The following is a 16,733-nucleotide window of genomic DNA, read 5'->3' as shown; positions in this document are numbered from 1 at the left end:
GCGCTTCTTATATCATACTTACATTAAAGTTTCCCATTCTGCATATAGTTGTTCAAGCTCAGCCTTCTTGCTATCGATAAGAGCTGTTTTCTCACCTACTAGTAAATAGTCATTGAAGACGGCTGGATCTGTTAGTTCTGTTTCTAAAGCAGTTAACTCAGATTCAATTCGAGCTATTTCAGCCTCGAGTGCTTCAATTCGCCGTTGCCTGGTTCGTTCTTCTCGCTTCGACTGCTTGTTCGCCTCGAAATCTCCTCGCTTCTCTTCCGTAACTCCTGCTGCATGACTAGAACTATTCGCAGATTGAGCATTGCTTCGTCGATCATTCTCCTGTATTAGCCGCTGTGCTTCCATATCAGCAAGTTCTGCTTTTTTCTCGACATAATCATCGTAGTTGCCAAGATAGTCTGTTATACCATCAGGAGTCATCTCCATGATATGCTCTGCCATTTTGTTGAGGAAATAACGGTCATGTGAAATGAATAATAAGGTACCTTCATAATCCATGAGTGCAGACTCCAAAACTTCTTTGGAGTAAAGATCCAAATGGTTGGTCGGTTCATCTAAGATTAGCACATTTGCTTTCTGTAGCATTAGTTTAGCTAGAGAGACACGAGCTTTCTCGCCTCCACTTAATGAGCGCACTTTCTTAAAAACATCTTCGCCAGAAAATAGGAAATTACCAAGAGTCGTACGTATTCGTACTTCATCTAGATGGGGGAATGTATTCCATACTTCCTCTAGAACACTATTATTTGGATTTAGATGTGTTTGTTCTTGATCATAGTATCCAATACGCACATTGGTACCCCAATCGACTATACCTTGATCTGCTGTATGTTGATCTATTAGAGTACGTAATAGTGTGGTTTTACCTATTCCATTAGGGCCAAGTAGGGCTGCAGTTTCGCCGCGCTTCATGGATAATGAAAGATGTTTAGCCAATGTTTTACGTGTTACTCCTTCACCAACAGATATGGATAATCCGCGAACGTTCATAACATCGCGCCCTGATGGCTGTTCAACCTCGAATGTGAAAGAAGCGCGCTTCAGATTGCCCATAGGCATGTCCATGCGATCCATTTTATCTAATGCTTTACGTCGACTTTGTGCTCGTTTAGTTGTGGATGCTCGAACGATATTGCGTTGTACAAACTCTTCTAATCGAGCAATTTCATCTTGTTGCTTCTCAAAATGCTTCATTTGTATTTCATAATCAGCCTCTTTGAGCTCGATAAAACGCGTATAATTGCCTGTATATCGTTTGGATGTCGTACGTTCAATTTCATAAATACTTGTTACTAGTGCATCTAAGAAATAGCGATCATGTGAAACGACAAGAATTGAGCCAGGATAGGAGCGCAGATAGCTTTCAAGCCAGGTCAGAGTTGAGATATCCAAGTGATTCGTAGGCTCATCGAGAATAAGCAAATCTGGTTCTTCAAGCAACATTTTGGTAAGTGCCAGACGAGTTTTCTGCCCGCCGCTTAGCGTTCCAATTAAAGTGTCCGGAGGCATTTGACTAAAGCCCATACCGTGTAAAATACCACGTATTTTCGCTTCAAATTCATAGCCGCCATGCTTTCGGAACCATTCGGATTTCGCATCGTATTTTTCGAGGATAAGTGTGTATTGCTTTTCATTTGCATGGATAACCGGATCCGCCATTTGTTCCTCTAATCCGCGGAGTTCCTTCTCAGCTTCTATTAGCGATGTAAATACAGATAGCATTTCTGCACGGATCGTTTGATCTACACGTAATCCTGAGTTTTGTCGAAGATAGCCAATTCTTGTTTCCTTAGATTTGAATATATCCCCCGAATCATAAGGTATTTCCCCGGCAATAATCTGCAGGAGGGTTGACTTGCCTGCGCCATTGACGCCTACCAGACCAATTCGTTCCCGTTCTTCAATCTGTAAGGATATATTTGATAATATGGTTGTGACACCATAGCTTTTGGACACACCACTTACTTGCAATAGCATAATGCTGTAAACCTCCTAATTCTATTCAGTCTATTCAGCAAGAAGAAACGGCTTCACCGTTCTCAACTAATTGACGAGAAATTTGGGTACCTCATGACAACAGTTTACAGGAAAATGTGTGAAATCAAAAGAGTCAACGTTTTCTTCACATAATCTTGATATGTTGCTAAAGCTTTATCTCTAGAAGTTGGGACACAAAGCACAATATGGTACAATAGAAGCAATAAAGTCTACTAATGGAGAATGAAACTCACAATGAACATGTACCGACGTAAAATAGAAATGCGAGAGCGAATTGAAGCGAAACGAGGCGGCCTTGTATATGAGGAGCGTCAAATCAAAGAGAAGTTGATTGTTTCTGAACTAATCAAGGTGTGCATAGATACGTTCGGAGAATCGGATGATGGAATTCTGATGACTTATATGCCATTTCGCAGTGAAGTGGATATAACGCCTGTTATGGAATGGTGTTGGTCAAAGAATATAGGTGTTGTTGCACCTAGAACAGTTAAGCAGACAAAGCAAATGATTCTACATGAAGTTAAGGGCTATAATGATTTCTCGGTAGGTGGATGGGGGATTCGTGAGCCACTAACATCACTTCCTGTTATATCTGATTTGTCCTCTATTCGGATGATTCTTGTTCCTGGACTTGCCTTTGATCACAAAATAGCAAGACTCGGATATGGGGGCGGTTATTATGACCGTTTCTTTAAACGGTTCGGAGAGAATGGGCTCAGGGAGCCCTTATTAGTGGCTGCAGCGTTCGATTTACAAGTTGTTCCCGAAGTACCTATTTCGTGGAATGATGTTAATATGGATTATCTAATAACAGAATCATTGCAGCTTCGAGTGCAATCCAAATAAAATAAATAAGAATATGAGGTGAAACGATGGCAGATTCAGAATTCACACATTTGAATGAGCAGGGACGAGCACGGATGGTTGATGTGTCAGATAAAGAAGTCACGAAACGTGTGGCGACTGCAAGAACGACTCTGACTATGAGTCATACAACACTTCATTTAATCAAGCAAGGACGTATGAATAAGGGAGATGTGCTAGCAATTGCTCAAGTAGCAGGTGTAATGGCAGCCAAGAAAACATCAGAATGGATTCCACTCTGTCATCCCATTCCACTTACGGGTATTAATATTGTATTTGACGACAATGACAGTAACGAATTATATATAGAAGCAACAGTTCGAACTACAGGTGTAACAGGTGTCGAGATGGAGGCACTAACAGCTGTTTCAGCTGCAGCTCTTACCGTGTATGATATGTGTAAGGCTGTTGAAAAAGAAATTATGATCGGACCAACGATGCTAATTATGAAAACCGGTGGTAAAAGTGGAAGTTATCACAAAATAGATACTATTTCTTCATCATAAATTTGTTACATTAGAATTGGGGGCTGAATCGATGCACTGGAAGGTAGCGATATTGACAGTTAGTGATCGAGGTTCTCGAGGTGAGCGAGAAGATACAAGTGCTCAAGTGATTCGAGAATTAGTCGAAGAAGAATTAATGGGAGATATCATTGAATATCGAATCGTACCTGACGAGACTGACGAGATTATGGCAGCACTCATCGAGATGTCCGATTATTTTGAAGCGGATTTGATTATTACAACGGGAGGAACAGGACTTAGCCCACGTGATGTAACACCTGAAGCTACACTTGCTGTAATCGAACGGGATGTTCCCGGTATGGCAGAAGTCATGCGGATGAAGTCGATGGATAAGTCGCCAAGATCGATTCTATCGCGTGGTGTAGTTGGGATACGAGGTAAATCACTCATTATGAATTTGCCTGGTTCTCCAAAAGGCGTAATGGAGAACTTAGCCACAGTTATGGAAGTTCTACCTCACGCATTAAATATTCTTACGGGCGTAACAAAGGAACATAATGATGAAAGCTAATTCTATGCTAAGAGAAGTTAAGGTTGAGGAAGCGGTCGGGATGATTCTTTCACATGATCTGACACAGATTATCCCAGGACAATTCAAAGGACGATTGTTCGCTAAAGGACATGTCATTCGCGAAGAAGATATACCCTCTTTACTGTCTATTGGCAAGGAACATATCTATGTAATGGATTTACAATCAGGCTACATACATGAGGATGAAGCAGCGCTTCGAATGGCACAAGCGATTGCAGGTGATCGAATTAAGCTGACCCAGCCACACGAAGGTAAAGTAATGCTTAAATCAACAATGCATGGTCTCGCTAAGGTGAACAAACGATTTATAGATGAAGCCAATCAATTAGACCAAGTTGTTATCTCTACGATTAAGACGAATACGGTCGTTAAACCGGAGCAATCTCTTGTCGGTACACGTGTCATTCCCTTGATCATTGAGGAAGCGCAGGTTGCATCGGTTGAGCAAATTGCAAGGCGGTATGCAGATCTAGGAGAAACATTAGTTTCAGTTAAACCATTTCTCAAGCTACGTGTTGGGTTAATTACAACAGGCAGTGAAGTTTACAAAGGCCGAATAAAGGACAAATTCGGTCCTGCTGTCAAAGCCAAGGTTAATGAGCTGGGCTCTGAAGTCATTGACCAACTATATACCACTGATGATTGTGATCAGATTATTGAGGCTATTCGGCATTTTGAGAGACTAGAAGTTGATCTTATTTTGCTCACCGGAGGTATGTCGGTTGATCCTGATGACCGTACACCGGGAGCAATTAGAGCATCAGGTGCTCGTGTCGTTTCGTATGGGACGCCTATGCTGCCTGGTTCAATGTTAATGATCGCTTATCTTGGATCAATCCCAGTTATGGGATTACCAGGCTGTGTCATGCATGATCAGTATACTTCATTTGATGTGTTTCTACCGCGGATTTGTGCAGGTGAAACGATTAGTAGAGAAGAAGTGACTGTACTTGGCTATGGAGGATTAATGTAGTTAATTTATTGAATCGATTGATGATTCTTATAGAGGAAGAGACGTGAGATTATGGGTATCGGTTTATCAGAATATTTGTTAATTGCTGTCGTATTATTGATTTTATTTGGTCCTAAGAAACTACCAGAGATGGGCCGTGCATTAGGTAGAATGATTCGTGAATTTAAGAACAGTGCGCAAGGAATTCTGGATGATGAAGATGATTCCGCTTCCAAGCCAAAACCTGCAGCAACAGAGCCAGCAGTTCCTGTGAACGTGGAAGAAAAGAAATATAGGAATACGGATTCTAGACGCTTACCGGATTAATTGTTAATCATTTTAATTAAGGGCTAGGTATCGTGTACTTGACTTATAAATTGCAGGAATTCGAATGTGAAGGAAGTAGGTGTAGCTTTCATGGAACTAAATCAAAAAACAGACCTCGTAGAGCACTTGGGAGAATTACGTCGTCGTGTGATGTGGGTGGCACTTATTCTTGTGATCGGAATGGTTGGAGGAATTGCTGTCGCTAAGCCCGCTATCTTATTTATGCAGAATGTTCCACCTGCAAACGGGATGAGTTGGCATGCATTCTCCCCGTGGGATAATTTACGTCTGTATATGAGCTTTGCTTTTGTAATCGGATTCCTAGTTACACTACCCGTTTTGTTGTATCACTTGTGGGCTTTCGTTAGCCCAGGATTGAGCGTCAGGGAGCGTAAATCAACTCTACTCTATTTACCTTTTGCCGTATTACTTTATTTGCTTGGACTTGCTTTCGGGTTGGGCGTTGTGTTTCCGCTCGCATTTCATTTCTCAACTTCGCTTGGTTCTAGCTTGAATATTGAAGAAACGTTTGGCGCAGCACAGTATTTTTCATTCATGTTCAATATCGTCATTCCTATTTCGATTATTTTTGAGTTGCCAATTGTCGTGATGTTTCTGACGAAACTGAGAATATTAAATCCTACTCGGCTTATTAAGCTTCGTCGTATTGCATACATGGCACTTGTCGTGATAGCAGCCATCATAACGCCGCCTGATGCGATATCAATGATTCTTGTATTTGTACCGATGATCATCTTGTATGAATTTTCCGTTTACTTATCTCTATTTATTTATCGTAAACAATTGATTGGCGATTTAGAAAGAGAGCAGGCATTTAATGCTGAACAGATGTAATTTACATAACCGAAGGTATTGTCTATAGGAATTGGACATAGTTTCGGTTTTTTTCTTTCATAACTTCTTATCAAAATACTTGCAAAAGTCACCAGAAATCAGTATCATAAAAAGTGTTGTTAGCACTACATAGCTTTGAGTGCTAAAGTTCTAAAAAAATCCAATAAACCCATTTAATTAAAGGAGGCAATTTTCCATGATCAAACCGTTAGGTGATCGCGTAGTCATTGAAGCTGTTGCTAAAGAGGAGACTACTGCAAGTGGTATCGTTCTTCCAGATACAGCAAAAGAAAAACCACAAGAAGGTAAAGTTGTTGCTGTAGGTAGCGGCACACTTAAGGACGGAGAGCGTCTTCCACTTGAAGTTAAAGAAGGGGATCGCATTATTTTCTCCAAATATGCAGGAACTGAAGTGAAATTCGAAGGACGCGAGCTACTTATTATGCGCGAAAGCGACATTCTTGCGATTTTAGCCTAATATAGCGCAAAATAAGATTCAATTTATTGGTCTACTATTGTAGACCGCTTAGATGGAATCTATAACGACCATATATGATAACTCCGAAGGATGAACTTCGGGTAAAATTTGAGGAGGTTCTTGACGATGGCAAAGGATATTAGATTTAGTGAAGACGCACGCCGTGCAATGCTTCGTGGTGTTGACGCTCTTGCGAATGCAGTTAAAGTAACTTTAGGACCAAAAGGACGTAACGTTGTTCTTGAAAAAAAATTCGGTAGCCCATTAATTACTAATGATGGTGTTACAATTGCTAAAGAAATCGAGCTTGAAGATGCATTCGAGAACATGGGTGCACAGCTTGTTAAAGAAGTTGCAACTAAAACGAATGATGTAGCTGGTGACGGTACAACTACAGCAACTGTTCTTGCTCAAGCGATGATTCGTGAAGGCTTGAAGAACGTAACAGCTGGCGCAAACCCTATGGTTGTTCGTAAAGGGATTGACAAAGCAGTTCGTGCAGCAGTTGAAGAATTACAGAAAATTGCTAAGCCAATCGAAAGCAAGCAATCCATTGCACAAGTTGCAGCGATTTCTGCAGCTGATGAAGAAGTTGGCGAATTGATCGCTGAAGCTATGGAAAAAGTTGGTAAAGACGGTGTTATCACTGTTGAAGAATCCAAAGGCTTTGCAACTGAGCTTGAAGTTGTAGAAGGTATGCAATTTGACCGTGGATACAACTCACCATACATGATTACGGATACAGATAAAATGGAAGCTGTTCTAGACAGCCCATACATATTAATCACTGACAAGAAGATCACAAACATTCAAGAAATTCTACCAGTTCTTGAGAAAGTTGTTCAATCCGGTAAACAACTTCTAATCATCGCTGAAGATGTTGAAGGTGAAGCACAAGCAACTCTAGTTGTGAACAAACTTCGTGGCACATTTACTTGCGTGGCTGTTAAAGCACCTGGATTCGGCGATCGTCGTAAAGCAATGCTACAAGATATCGCTGCATTAACTGGCGGTCAAGTGATCACTGAAGAGCTTGGTCTTGATTTGAAATCCGCAACTGTTGACCAACTTGGTAGCGCACGTCAAATTCGCGTAACTAAAGAAAACACAATCATCGTTGACGGTGCTGGTGCGAAAGCAGATATCACAGCACGTGTGAACCAAATTCGCGCACAACTGGAAGAAACAACTTCCGAGTTCGATAAAGAGAAACTACAAGAGCGTCTTGCTAAGCTTGCAGGCGGCGTAGCGGTAGTTAAAGTTGGTGCAGCTACTGAAACTGAGTTGAAAGAGCGTAAATTGCGTATTGAAGACGCATTGAACGCAACTCGTGCAGCTGTAGAAGAAGGTATCGTATCCGGTGGTGGTACAGCTCTAGTGAACGTATACGCTGCAGTTGCAGCAGTAAACGCAGTATCCGCTGATGAGCAAACAGGTGTGAACATCGTTCTTCGCGCTCTTGAAGAGCCAGTTCGCATTATCGCAACGAATGCAGGTCAAGAAGGCTCGGTTATCGTTGAGCGCTTGAAGAAAGAAGCAAACGGCGTAGGCTACAATGCTGCTACTAACGAATGGGTTAACATGATCGAAGCGGGTATCGTTGACCCTGCTAAAGTTACTCGTTATGCACTGCAAAACGCAGCATCCGTTGCAGCTATGTTCTTAACAACTGAAGCGGTTATCGCTGATAAACCTGAAAAGAATGCACCAGCTATGCCTGACATGGGCGGCATGGGTGGAATGGGCGGTATGATGTAAGAATAGCTCTCAAGCCCTTATACAGTAAGGGTTTAGTGCGAGGACTTACTCAATATTTAACATTTATTTAACGGAGAGGTTTCTCATGAGTTCACTGAACTTGTGGGAAGCCTCTTTTTTCTTTGTTTTTGTCACATGGAGATATACGCTATTTGTGGTGTCATCATCCTTATGGCCAAGCCCATGGTATCTTGTAACGGAACGCCAGCCTCAGCTAATAACGAGCAATGAGAGTGTCTTAATGAGTGAGGTGTGAGCTCATGATTTAAACCTGCTAGCTTTAATATTCGAGTCATGCGGTTTTCATCCTTTTTGATGTAGATCGGGTAACCGTGTTTTTTAACCAAATCAACAAATACAAAGTCGTGGTTATGATACGTCTTCTGATGCCTCATCTTGACTTCGTTTTGTATAGCCAGATGCTTCTCCAACTCATTGAACACAATGGGATCAAGCTCAATTTTTCTTTCGGAAGTAATTGTCTTAGGTGGGAGCTACGTATACTTTAATACATTGTTGATGGGGTTATAGTATGTTTTGGTGATACTTAAAGTAAACTCGTCCGCATTGAAATCCGACTTCTTGAGAGTGCATAGCTCACCGTCACGAATATCGCTATATGCGAGAGTCAAAAATATGAGGTAATCCCCATCGAGACCATGTTTCTGTGCAGTCTTTAGAAATAATGCCAACTCTTCCTTTTCTAGAAACTTTGGTATCTCTTTCTTGCTCTCGATTTCCTCCACGGTTCTTTGAGGCCTGGGAAGGGTAGCATATTGAATAGGATCCAGCTTAATCACGTCGAGCTCAACCGCCTTTTTAAAGATCATCAACCGAGTGGCTTTTTACATATCTAAGAGGAAAATCCTTCCTTGTGTCGAAGTATGGCTTAAGGAGGATGATAAAATGTCTGAAGAAAACCGCACAGTAGTAGTAACATTTACATTAATTAATGGGACGCAGAAACAAGCTAAATTCTATGAAAAAACAAAGCGAGAAGTTATGGAGTTAGTATTGGAAAGAGGTAGTCACAGGATATTTCCGCATGAAGATGCAGGGTTGATTTTCTTGGATAAAGTTTTATATATCGAATTTGAAGAATATTAAGCACCCAACGGTGCTTTTTCTTTTGAAGTCACTCTATTGAGTGGTTTTTCTAATGATATAGAGGAAAAACCTTGCTTGTGTCGAAGTATGGCGATAGGGGGCGATTTTATTGAGTAAAGTGAACATTTTTGAAGGTGTTAAATTACCTGATGGTTTATCTGCAAAACCTTTTTGGCTGCTGTTTGCTTCATTAATTACATGGGTTGTGATTGTCTCTATGTTCAGGAATAAATTAGGTAAGGCTGTAGGTACACTTGCATCTGTTGGAGCAATAATTATTATTGCGATATGGGGTTGGTATATGTTCTTTAAATAAAGAGGGAAAACCTTCCTAGTGTCGAATAGTGACACATATAGACAATGGGGACAAAAGGACGGTGATTGTATTAAATGGGACAAACGGACCAAATTAAAAAATGTTTCATTGTGACTCCGATAGGTGCAGATGATTCGCCTATACGAAGACAAGCTGACGGAGTTATTGATGCAGTAATAGAACCTATACTAAAAGATCTAGGTTATCAAGTGATTGTAGCTCATAGGATGAGCGAAGGAGGTTCAATTACACGACAGGTAATCGAGAATGTCTTAAATGCGGAGCTAGTTATTGCAAACCTAACAAATTTAAATGCCAACGTGATGTATGAGCTAGCAATAAGACATGCAGTAAGAAAACCAGTAGTCCAAATCTGTGAAAAAGGAACGCCATTACCTTTCGATATAAGTGAACAGAGAACTATATTTTATACAAATGACATCAAAGGTTCAGTTGAACTTTCCGACCAATTTAAAGGCATGGTAGAAAAAGCGTTAACAGATGTGATGCCAGATAATCCTATATATAGAGCTATTCAAAGTGAAAGTATCATACAAAGTGTGGATATTACAGACTCAGATAAATACTTGATTCAAAGGATGGATGATTTAGAAGCTAAAATTATGGGGGTAATTACATATAATAATCAAGACAATAATGTTAATGTCTCCTCTACTATAAGTTTTAATGAATATAAAATAATAGAGCGTATATTACATGAATGTTATAGCGAATTAGGTACATTGCCTTTCAAAGAAATTAAAATAAGATTATTTGAAAAGGGAATTGACGTAGAATCAATAATATTGAAAAGATTTATAGATAAAGTTGCAAAAGACATAAAAAAACAAGAGAATATTGGTTGAATAAGCACCATAACCGGTGCTTTTTCTTTTGCAGATACTCTTAATATTTATTTATCTAGCGGTGGTCAAACAACCCCCTCTACTGGTGGTCAAATAGCCCCCACTAGTGGTGGTCATTTGACCCCCCAAGAAAGAAAGAAAGAAAAAAGAAAAAAGATATATATATTATGTCGAACATTCTGTTCAACATGTAGCTATAAAAATAGATTAAAAGTCACTCTATAAATGAGTGGCTTATTTACGTTTAAGAGAGGAATGAATTAAATGCAATGTCTATATCCAAATGGAATGAAGCTAACAAGAGAACAGAAAGAAACAATTAACAACACATGGGAACGAGCGAAGGAACGCTTAATGAGGTTAGCTGAAGCTATCGGTAATGTATTTAAATCCATAGTTGATCGGATTGACTGGACTATGTTTCGAGTGATGGTGAACAGAAAGTATAAGACCGAACGGCAACATAAGAAGCACCAGAGAAAGCTAGAGCGCTTATTGGTCAGCCAGGTATTAGATCGCAGCCCGATGAGAAAAGTCAATCGGAGTTATTGTTAGGAGGGATGAACTTGAAGTGGTTAAAAGTTGATCAGACAGGAATAACCCTTTACGGAAGACTCGCAGAGTTCATATCTATTCTCACTGAGATCATCCCTGTTCTATTCGGGATATCTATAGTGCTCTCATTAAGTAGAGGTAGTTATGATGGTGCGATATTTATTGCACTCATGTGGATCGTGTGGTTATCGTGTAAACAAAAATGTTGGAGATGAAGCTTAGTGGATGAGAGTTAGATTATTAGGGATCAATTGCTCTCACACTATATGAGCTTCATACAAGCATTTTAGAACACATGTTCTATTCGGATGATACATTGGTCGTCCTTAGTAGTTAGAAGCTTACAGTGAGCCTGTCAGAGCCTTCACGGGTCCTTCTGACGAATAAATTACACTGCGGGTGCTTGCGAGCCCGAAAACCCTCTAGATTTCAATTTCAAAATTCACTTTCGCTTTCTCTTTGGGGTTACCCAATCGGAAGCTTCTTTAATTCCCGCTTCGAATTAATACCTATAATTTAGATAGGTTGAATATGGAGATAAAAGCGAAAGTACGGTATGTAATTAAAACGAAAGCTTCAATTCGTCCCTCCTTTGTACCACGCATAAAATGATTCCTTTGGAATCTTTATTTTCCTACCAACCCTAACGTGATGGATCGTGCCCGACCGTACTAAAGCATATGCTTGATTAATGCCGCATCCTAAGATTTTCCTGATATCAGATACCTCAAGTGTATCTTTCTCGAAATCTTCCTTATTGGTTTTTAACAAAGTCATAACCTCAACTCAGCTCCTATTTTTCTGCATAATTCCAGTTAAAGCTTCTTAATAAAAAGCCTGCTAACGGATATTCTTATAAATGGTCCAGATGTTCGGCGATTGAAATAAAGTGTGTTAACTATTCTTGATGCTACAGGTCAGTTGTAAGCTAGCTGATACTCACACACACTCCTACCCAAAAGACCCATGAGTCATTTGAGCTCCATTATTTATCTGATTTGATTTCTTGTCCATAGTTATCACTCCTTTTTGCAATTACTATACCATTATTTGGGAATTTGTCGAAACCTATGATATTTTCGTAAAGGAAAGCTGATTTGAGAAGGTGAATTTACATATAAGCCTGATCGAAAGGATGGACCATATGAAATATCATTTGATGCTACAGCAAGCAGCTAAAGAAGGAAGTAGACTCCATATAATCACTCAAGATGGTGAAAATGTAATTGGTTTTGCGGAACAGTATTTAAATGGTTACATCAAGTTGAGACTTAGAGATGGACTAATTTATATATCGCATAATGAGATTGTGAAGCTATTTAAAACAAAGTGATCTGCAAAAATTCCTACTAACCTTTGTTATCTGCAAACATTTGAGGGTTGTGATTTCGAGCCCAAAAACGTTGTTAATGTATGCAGGAAAATGTAACAACATGCCGAATTGTAATACATCAGATCTAAGGGATGGCAATGTTTAAGCGTCATTAACTTTAGTAAAGCGAATTATTTAAAAATTAAATTTTTAAAATTGTTATACTTAAAATAATAGGAGTGATTTTTTTGGACAAAGAGGAGTTTGAAGATGCGGAATATGACGTAAGTGGAAATAAAGCATTTAGTGGTAATTTCTTCTTGATTCCCCTTACTATGATGATAGTAGCAATAGAAAATAATTCAATGTGGCCTGTTATTTATACCGTTATTGCCCTTGTGATTATTGGGTTAATCTATCGTTACATTCATTTATTTATTTTAGATTGTATACTTGCGTTATTGTTTACCTCTTATTGGATTTATGCTGGTTGGTATGCAGGAAATGGTTTATTAGAGGAGGGTGTCGACGGTGCAAATTATGGAGGATTATTGTTTGGGCTACTAATTGGCCTCTTATTAAATAGGGTACATCTCAAAAGAATATTTAGAAGATAATAATCTTGGTATTTTCCCTACTAACCTTAATTGGTCGGTAGGGATTTATTTAAGTATAGCTTTTTTGAAAAAGTTCATGAATTGGGTAATGTAAAAGTTTAACAGCGGAAAATTATGTATTGTAGTACAATGAATTTATAAAAAGTGATTATAAGGTGAAATAAATACAAATGATCGGAGTCGGTCCCTTGAATAAACATGAATTTAAGGATGCAATGCATGAATATGAATCGCAAAAAGCTGATACAGCGCTCTTAATATCTCAATTCTTTTTCATTCCAATGATTATATTCTGGATTGGAACTGAAACAAAAACAATGGTACCATTCCTCATTAGTCTGGCAGCTTCAATAATAATGTGGTTAGCACAACGTTTTATTAATTTGGGTGTAATTAAATCTATAGTCGGATTGGTTTTTACGTTATTTTGGGGCACCTCTGGTGGCGCTATTGGATACGGAGTTAATTTAGAATATGAAGTATATGGCGCAGAATATGGACTATTAGTAGTTGGTTTATTGTTGGGATATTGGGTAAATGCGACTTGGTTAACAGCGATATTTAGAAGAAGATAACCTAGGCATACTTTTTGACTGGGTTATTTTTTTGTCTTGAAATAAGAACTTGTGTTCTTGTATAATAGACGAAATAATCTTATACAGGAGCAAATACCATGAAACAAACAACTAAAAGGAATAGAAGTAGCTCATGCAATTTTGGTTCACACAGAAAAAAGAGGAAACGCCCCAACAGTGAAAGAGTTAGGAAAAACACTTGGATATAGTACTCTCTCGTCCTTATATGGACAATTAGATCGTTTACATGAAAACGGGACTATTAGTTGGGGAGAAGGTCAGATTAAGACTGTTCAAGTTCTGCAACCAGATTTAGTAAAAGAAGAATACAAAACTCACATGAAAAAACATGAAGAGATTTATTCAAATTATTAATATTAATGATTAGGTAACGAGAAAGAACAAAAGAGCAAGAGGGGCGTGATTCCCTCATTGCTCTTTTTATAATTGAATTGCTTCAGGGCTAATCATTTCCAACCTTCGAGAATATAAATTAAAGGTTGTTTCAATTCGTGAGTGTCTCAATCGCTCTTGAATCAAAAATCGATCTACAATTTTTCCAACTCGCTAGCAAGGGGAGTTTATCGTCAAGTTGACGTGAAGGTATTCCTAATCTTATGATCCCCTTACAACGTTGTTAGAATGTGGTCATGTTAAATATTTAACAAAAATTTAACGCGGTCATAGTCTCGCATGTAATATAAGGTTAATAATATTACACATTAAACGTGAAAATCCCTTATATAGCGAGGTTTCTTCAAAAACTATTAACGATGTTACAGAGTATACCTTCATGGGCGGCATGATGTAATAAGGGGCTTTAACCCCTTATATATCAAGTGTTTCCGCTAGCGGAAACGCTGTTTGGCAACATTTTGGTCACATCGAAATAAAAAAGGCTTCTCACGAGTTCGAATTCGAACTTGGTGAGAAGCCTTTTTGTTACCACAAAAAAATATAGGGTTTGCAAGCTGTGTGGAAACATAAATCATTATGGGAGATAAAAACTATCTCTATTGCAAAATTTATACATAGTCGCATGGAAGTTGAACGTTCCCCTCAAGGTCAATGTACTTCCGAATCGTCCGTTGCATCTCTTTTCAGTAAATAATGTTCGATGAATTAGTACTATGAAATTTAAAAATGAGCTTTATATTAGTTATACTAGTGTATAATCCTCAAAAGAGCTAGCTTCTTGATTATTGCTATATAACTTGCTAGTATAGTAACTGTAGCTTGGTGAACTTGTAGCAGGAATATTTCCAAGAAAGTACACTTGGATCCTAATACGTTTCGAAAGTAACTTGAGCGTGTCACAAGCATCCTTGGTTATTCCAAGGTTGCTTTTTTGCTATGCATATAAAAAAGACAAGACAGGAGTAGTAGGAATTATGAAAAAAATGAAGTTAGCATTTCTAGGCTGCGGATATTTAAATGAGATTGTTGCAACTGCTTTACATAACGGTTATCTTCCGGAATATGAGCTTGTTGGTGCAATGGGCAGGAATCCTTTACGGACAGAGGCTTTTGCCGAGCGCCATGACTGCAAGCCTTGCCATAGTATAGAGGAGCTTTTGGCACTAGATCCGGATATTATTGCAGAGGCTGCCTCTCCTCAAGCAGTAAGAGAGTACAGCGAAACAATTTTAAAAGGCGGATCCAACTTGGTAGTATTGTCTATTGGGGCTTTTGCGGATGCTGAGCTATATAACCGAGTAAAAGCAACCGCAGCAGAGCATAATACAAAGGTTTATATTGCAAGCGGTGCAGTTGGCGGTTTTGATGTTCTCCGTACTGCAGCCCTAATGAGCCCAATCAATGCAACAATGACATCTAAAAAATCATTACGTTCCTTGTTTTACACTCCGCTCTTTAAAGAAGAGCTAATGAATATTACAGAGCCAGAGCAAGTCTTTAGCGGAAATACGAAAGAGGCTATTGAAATGTTGCCGTTTCACTTTAATGTGGCAGTTGCCACAGCACTTGCCAGTGCCGGCCCTGAACAGACAATTTTGAATATCGATGCAGTTCCCGGCTTTAGAGGGGATGAATATAAGATCGAAATTGAAGGAGAAGAAGTAAAAACGGATCTTAATATTTATTCCAGAACATGTAACATTGCTGGCTGGAGTGTAGTTGCAGTGTTGCGAAATATCGTATCACCAATTGTATTTTAACGGTCGCCATAGCGGCTAATTCAGCAAAAATCGTAAAAATCCATTGAAATGCACATAATAGGCTCTGCTACTACAGTTAAAAATCCAGAGTGTGCAAAAACATCGAAATAAGCTCTGTCGCAACCGTTAAAGTAAATATACTTGTAACCACTCTGTGGTATTTTGACCACACAATGACCACATTTTGACCACGAACTCATCGGAAGTATCATTCTCAGCAACACATAATGTACAAATTTACTTTAAACATTGGATTTAATAGATCGATAATGCAGCAAAAAACTCAATAATCTAATTAAGAAGGCCTTTCATCAATTCACTGAATTGTTGAGAGACCTTTTTTATTAGGTGAGGTTACTAAGATTCTTTTTTCACCCATAAAGGTCCTGTTACATACCAAATAACAGTAACAATACCGAATCCAGGCAATGCTTCGAAAGTGTTATATGCTTCTCCGGTTATTGAAAGTATAATATAAAAAACGCCCATAACTATTAGATAAATTAGTACAGCAAGCAGCCATTTTTTAAAGTAATACATTTCATAGTGGTAATCTTTTTTCTTGTTTGTTTTAACTCTATTAATTTTATTATCCAACCATTCAATAATCGTTTCTCCAAATGCTAATGTTACACCTAAATAAATACCAGACAAACTATGACTATAAGAAAAAGGTTCACCGATTAATAGTGAGACAATATTAAAAATAATTAATAGCAAATCGTCTACAGGAATAAGTATTAAGAAAAGCTTCCCAAGTGGTATTATCCCCTTTAAGTAGACACTCAAAAAAACCGTCATGTTATCATGAGGGTTGGGAGTGACTCTTGGAGGGGATATTTTTATGGCTAAAAAAGGACAATCATTTCAAACATATACAGAAGAATTCAAACTGAAGGCGGTCAAAG

At 38.8% G+C, this 16,733-nt stretch carries 23 protein-coding genes; 18 read left to right on the top strand and 5 right to left on the bottom strand.

The features are described from left to right. Nucleotides 1–18 precede the first annotated feature (18 nt). Nucleotides 19–1,986 carry an ABC-F family ATP-binding cassette domain-containing protein gene (locus tag AC1DOK_RS21945; protein WP_477556438.1) on the bottom strand — a complete coding sequence of 656 codons (1,968 nt, stop codon included), beginning with the start codon at nucleotides 1,984–1,986 and terminating at the stop codon, nucleotides 19–21. A gap of 255 nt (nucleotides 1,987–2,241) precedes the next feature. On the opposite strand from AC1DOK_RS21945, the gene AC1DOK_RS21940 reads away from it, so the two are divergent. The 8 genes from AC1DOK_RS21940 (at nucleotide 2,242) to groL (ending at nucleotide 8,300) form a co-directional block, all read left to right on the top strand. Then, nucleotides 2,242–2,853, top strand: a complete 612-nt coding sequence (locus AC1DOK_RS21940; RefSeq protein WP_477556437.1) for a 5-formyltetrahydrofolate cyclo-ligase — start codon at nucleotides 2,242–2,244, stop codon at nucleotides 2,851–2,853. Between the two features lie 26 nt (nucleotides 2,854–2,879). Continuing rightward, nucleotides 2,880–3,377 (top strand): cyclic pyranopterin monophosphate synthase MoaC, encoded by a 498-nt coding sequence (gene moaC, locus AC1DOK_RS21935; protein WP_477556436.1) that lies wholly within the window; start codon nucleotides 2,880–2,882, stop codon nucleotides 3,375–3,377. A gap of 31 nt (nucleotides 3,378–3,408) precedes the next feature. Then, nucleotides 3,409–3,909 (top strand): MogA/MoaB family molybdenum cofactor biosynthesis protein, encoded by a 501-nt coding sequence (locus AC1DOK_RS21930; protein ID WP_477556435.1) that lies wholly within the window; start codon nucleotides 3,409–3,411, stop codon nucleotides 3,907–3,909. After that, nucleotides 3,899–4,903 carry a molybdopterin-binding protein gene (locus AC1DOK_RS21925; protein WP_477556434.1) on the top strand — a complete coding sequence of 335 codons (1,005 nt, stop codon included), beginning with the start codon at nucleotides 3,899–3,901 and terminating at the stop codon, nucleotides 4,901–4,903. Before AC1DOK_RS21930 ends, AC1DOK_RS21925 begins: the two co-directional genes overlap by 11 nt. 51 nt (nucleotides 4,904–4,954) lie before the next feature. Beyond that, nucleotides 4,955–5,209 (top strand): twin-arginine translocase TatA/TatE family subunit, encoded by a 255-nt coding sequence (gene tatA, locus AC1DOK_RS21920; RefSeq protein ID WP_477556433.1) that lies wholly within the window; start codon nucleotides 4,955–4,957, stop codon nucleotides 5,207–5,209. Between the two features lie 90 nt (nucleotides 5,210–5,299). Continuing rightward, nucleotides 5,300–6,064, top strand: coding sequence for a twin-arginine translocase subunit TatC (tatC, locus tag AC1DOK_RS21915; protein ID WP_477556432.1), 765 nt, complete (start codon nucleotides 5,300–5,302; stop codon nucleotides 6,062–6,064). Nucleotides 6,065–6,260: 196 nt separating this feature from the next. Further along, a complete protein-coding gene (groES, locus tag AC1DOK_RS21910; protein ID WP_477556431.1) occupies nucleotides 6,261–6,542 on the top strand; it encodes a co-chaperone GroES in 282 nt (93 codons plus the stop codon). Nucleotides 6,543–6,668: 126 nt separating this feature from the next. Then, entirely contained in the window at nucleotides 6,669–8,300 is a 1,632-nt protein-coding gene (gene groL / locus AC1DOK_RS21905) for a chaperonin GroEL (RefSeq protein ID WP_477556430.1), read from the top strand. A 131-nt stretch (nucleotides 8,301–8,431) separates the two neighbouring features. Here the strand turns inward: groL and AC1DOK_RS21900 are convergent, their stop codons facing one another. Both AC1DOK_RS21900 and AC1DOK_RS21895 read right to left on the bottom strand, forming a co-directional pair. Continuing rightward, nucleotides 8,432–8,695, bottom strand: coding sequence for a tyrosine-type recombinase/integrase (locus AC1DOK_RS21900; RefSeq protein ID WP_477556488.1), 264 nt, complete (start codon nucleotides 8,693–8,695; stop codon nucleotides 8,432–8,434). 99 nt (nucleotides 8,696–8,794) lie between these two features. Continuing rightward, the gene (locus tag AC1DOK_RS21895; RefSeq protein WP_477556429.1) at nucleotides 8,795–9,133 is read right to left on the bottom strand and encodes a hypothetical protein; all 339 of its coding nucleotides are present in this window, start codon (nucleotides 9,131–9,133) and stop codon (nucleotides 8,795–8,797) included. A gap of 73 nt (nucleotides 9,134–9,206) precedes the next feature. Here AC1DOK_RS21895 and AC1DOK_RS21890 point away from each other — a divergent pair, with 73 nt between their 5' ends. The 5 genes from AC1DOK_RS21890 (at nucleotide 9,207) to AC1DOK_RS21870 (ending at nucleotide 11,359) form a co-directional block, all read left to right on the top strand. Next, nucleotides 9,207–9,407, top strand: coding sequence for a hypothetical protein (locus AC1DOK_RS21890; RefSeq protein ID WP_477556428.1), 201 nt, complete (start codon nucleotides 9,207–9,209; stop codon nucleotides 9,405–9,407). Nucleotides 9,408–9,516: 109 nt separating this feature from the next. Then, on the top strand, nucleotides 9,517–9,723 hold the full coding sequence (locus tag AC1DOK_RS21885; RefSeq protein ID WP_477556427.1) for a hypothetical protein: 207 nt from the start codon (nucleotides 9,517–9,519) through the stop codon (nucleotides 9,721–9,723). 74 nt (nucleotides 9,724–9,797) lie between these two features. Continuing rightward, nucleotides 9,798–10,589, top strand: coding sequence for a hypothetical protein (locus tag AC1DOK_RS21880; protein ID WP_477556426.1), 792 nt, complete (start codon nucleotides 9,798–9,800; stop codon nucleotides 10,587–10,589). Nucleotides 10,590–10,877: 288 nt separating this feature from the next. Further along, nucleotides 10,878–11,144, top strand: coding sequence for a hypothetical protein (locus AC1DOK_RS21875; RefSeq protein ID WP_477556425.1), 267 nt, complete (start codon nucleotides 10,878–10,880; stop codon nucleotides 11,142–11,144). A gap of 11 nt (nucleotides 11,145–11,155) precedes the next feature. Continuing rightward, nucleotides 11,156–11,359 carry a hypothetical protein gene (locus tag AC1DOK_RS21870; RefSeq protein ID WP_477556424.1) on the top strand — a complete coding sequence of 68 codons (204 nt, stop codon included), beginning with the start codon at nucleotides 11,156–11,158 and terminating at the stop codon, nucleotides 11,357–11,359. A 361-nt stretch (nucleotides 11,360–11,720) separates the two neighbouring features. Here AC1DOK_RS21870 and AC1DOK_RS21865 read toward each other — a convergent pair whose 3' ends face one another. Further along, nucleotides 11,721–11,921 (bottom strand): helix-turn-helix domain-containing protein, encoded by a 201-nt coding sequence (locus AC1DOK_RS21865; protein ID WP_477556423.1) that lies wholly within the window; start codon nucleotides 11,919–11,921, stop codon nucleotides 11,721–11,723. 367 nt (nucleotides 11,922–12,288) lie between these two features. Here AC1DOK_RS21865 and AC1DOK_RS21860 point away from each other — a divergent pair, with 367 nt between their 5' ends. The 5 genes from AC1DOK_RS21860 to AC1DOK_RS21840 all read left to right on the top strand — a co-directional run bounded on the left by AC1DOK_RS21860 (nucleotide 12,289) and on the right by AC1DOK_RS21840 (nucleotide 15,825). Beyond that, nucleotides 12,289–12,477 (top strand): hypothetical protein, encoded by a 189-nt coding sequence (locus AC1DOK_RS21860; RefSeq protein WP_477556422.1) that lies wholly within the window; start codon nucleotides 12,289–12,291, stop codon nucleotides 12,475–12,477. A 227-nt stretch (nucleotides 12,478–12,704) separates the two neighbouring features. Next, nucleotides 12,705–13,073 (top strand): hypothetical protein, encoded by a 369-nt coding sequence (locus AC1DOK_RS21855; RefSeq protein ID WP_477556421.1) that lies wholly within the window; start codon nucleotides 12,705–12,707, stop codon nucleotides 13,071–13,073. Nucleotides 13,074–13,261: 188 nt separating this feature from the next. Further along, nucleotides 13,262–13,648, top strand: coding sequence for a hypothetical protein (locus AC1DOK_RS21850; RefSeq protein WP_477556420.1), 387 nt, complete (start codon nucleotides 13,262–13,264; stop codon nucleotides 13,646–13,648). Between the two features lie 141 nt (nucleotides 13,649–13,789). After that, nucleotides 13,790–14,023, top strand: a complete 234-nt coding sequence (locus AC1DOK_RS21845; RefSeq protein ID WP_477556419.1) for a LexA family protein — start codon at nucleotides 13,790–13,792, stop codon at nucleotides 14,021–14,023. A 1,016-nt stretch (nucleotides 14,024–15,039) separates the two neighbouring features. Further along, complete coding sequence (locus tag AC1DOK_RS21840; protein ID WP_477556418.1) at nucleotides 15,040–15,825, top strand: aspartate dehydrogenase domain-containing protein; 786 nt, start codon at nucleotides 15,040–15,042, stop codon at nucleotides 15,823–15,825. Between the two features lie 357 nt (nucleotides 15,826–16,182). On the opposite strand, the gene AC1DOK_RS21835 is transcribed toward AC1DOK_RS21840, so the two are convergent. Then, on the bottom strand, nucleotides 16,183–16,626 hold the full coding sequence (locus AC1DOK_RS21835) for a hypothetical protein (protein ID WP_477556417.1): 444 nt from the start codon (nucleotides 16,624–16,626) through the stop codon (nucleotides 16,183–16,185). Between the last annotated feature and the right edge of the window lie 107 nt (nucleotides 16,627–16,733).

The organism is Paenibacillus sp. P5_B5 (genome assembly GCF_056400365.1).
Note: the sequence above shows the minus strand (reverse complement) of the source record. Positions and strands in the feature narration are given on the sequence as shown.

Coding starts and splice junctions, on each gene's coding strand:
- AC1DOK_RS21945 (WP_477556438.1), bottom strand. CDS start 1,986: ATGCTATTGCAAGTAAGTGGTGTGTCCAAAAGCTATGGTGTCACAACC.
- AC1DOK_RS21940 (WP_477556437.1), top strand. CDS start 2,242: ATGAACATGTACCGACGTAAAATAGAAATGCGAGAGCGAATTGAAGCG.
- moaC (WP_477556436.1), top strand. CDS start 2,880: ATGGCAGATTCAGAATTCACACATTTGAATGAGCAGGGACGAGCACGG.
- AC1DOK_RS21930 (WP_477556435.1), top strand. CDS start 3,409: ATGCACTGGAAGGTAGCGATATTGACAGTTAGTGATCGAGGTTCTCGA.
- AC1DOK_RS21925 (WP_477556434.1), top strand. CDS start 3,899: ATGAAAGCTAATTCTATGCTAAGAGAAGTTAAGGTTGAGGAAGCGGTC.
- tatA (WP_477556433.1), top strand. CDS start 4,955: ATGGGTATCGGTTTATCAGAATATTTGTTAATTGCTGTCGTATTATTG.
- tatC (WP_477556432.1), top strand. CDS start 5,300: ATGGAACTAAATCAAAAAACAGACCTCGTAGAGCACTTGGGAGAATTA.
- groES (WP_477556431.1), top strand. CDS start 6,261: ATGATCAAACCGTTAGGTGATCGCGTAGTCATTGAAGCTGTTGCTAAA.
- groL (WP_477556430.1), top strand. CDS start 6,669: ATGGCAAAGGATATTAGATTTAGTGAAGACGCACGCCGTGCAATGCTT.
- AC1DOK_RS21900 (WP_477556488.1), bottom strand. CDS start 8,695: ATGAGGCATCAGAAGACGTATCATAACCACGACTTTGTATTTGTTGAT.
- AC1DOK_RS21890 (WP_477556428.1), top strand. CDS start 9,207: ATGTCTGAAGAAAACCGCACAGTAGTAGTAACATTTACATTAATTAAT.
- AC1DOK_RS21880 (WP_477556426.1), top strand. CDS start 9,798: ATGGGACAAACGGACCAAATTAAAAAATGTTTCATTGTGACTCCGATA.
- AC1DOK_RS21875 (WP_477556425.1), top strand. CDS start 10,878: ATGAAGCTAACAAGAGAACAGAAAGAAACAATTAACAACACATGGGAA.
- AC1DOK_RS21865 (WP_477556423.1), bottom strand. CDS start 11,921: ATGACTTTGTTAAAAACCAATAAGGAAGATTTCGAGAAAGATACACTT.
- AC1DOK_RS21860 (WP_477556422.1), top strand. CDS start 12,289: ATGAAATATCATTTGATGCTACAGCAAGCAGCTAAAGAAGGAAGTAGA.
- AC1DOK_RS21840 (WP_477556418.1), top strand. CDS start 15,040: ATGAAAAAAATGAAGTTAGCATTTCTAGGCTGCGGATATTTAAATGAG.
- AC1DOK_RS21835 (WP_477556417.1), bottom strand. CDS start 16,626: ATGACGGTTTTTTTGAGTGTCTACTTAAAGGGGATAATACCACTTGGG.